This window comes from Legionella quateirensis, from assembly GCF_001467955.1.
Taxonomy (GTDB): Bacteria; Pseudomonadota; Gammaproteobacteria; order Legionellales; family Legionellaceae; genus Legionella; species Legionella quateirensis.
The window spans coordinates 468,906-469,649 of record NZ_LNYR01000006.1 but is presented as its reverse complement, the minus strand read 5'-3'; the positions used below and the strand labels follow the sequence as shown (position 1 = coordinate 469,649).

Genomic DNA, 744 nt, shown 5'->3' with positions numbered 1-744 from the left:
AGTTGGTTGCCATGCCTTCATGTAAGCTATGTAATTGGTTATTTAGTTGTACCAATTGGCCTTTAAGCATATCTAATAATTTCATTAATCCTTTTAATTGCTTTTGAGCCTCAGAAGTAGTTACATACACTCGGGGTTGCATACATTTACAAAATTCGCGAATCACCCTTCCATCGATGATATCGTTTTTATTTCGCGCTAAGGAAGCTTTAGCAAAGTTCTTGATTTGATATGGATTAACCACACTAACCTTGATGGATTTTTTTAATAAAAAATCAGCAATGCCCTCACTATAATGTCCGGTAGCTTCCATGCAAACCCAAGGTGACGTGGAATTTTGGGTAAGCCATGCAGCAAATTCAGCATGACCTTTGGCATCATTAGGGTAGACTGAATGTTTGTAACGATTATTAATAAAAGTAGCTACATCAAATTTATCCTTGGCAACATCTACACCTACATATTCAGTCTGATCCATGTTAATCTCCGATTGCGTTAAATACTTGGCGATTATTTATCAATGACCATGCTTGTTCATGCAGGCTTACTTTGAAGGGTGGCCTAAGATACTGTTCGGTCGATAGATAATTGGGGAGAAGGTCCTATTCTACGCCACAGGCTTTATGCCTTGCCTGGATTCAAGATCTCTTCTCCCATCCCAAGTGCCCTTGAGATTAAGCTTTCTTGCTTACAATTTAAAGATACAAGCCTGGATGAAGTGCGAAGCGCGTAATCCAGGAAGCC

At 39.4% G+C, this 744-nt stretch carries 1 protein-coding gene; it reads right to left on the bottom strand.

Annotation, left to right across the window (positions count from 1 at the left end; translation table 11 throughout):
• Positions 1 to 478: IS110 family transposase (locus tag Lqua_RS04430; RefSeq protein WP_157076125.1), on the bottom strand; the 478-nt coding region annotated here is incomplete at its 3' end.
• Positions 479 to 744 lie beyond the last annotated feature (266 nt).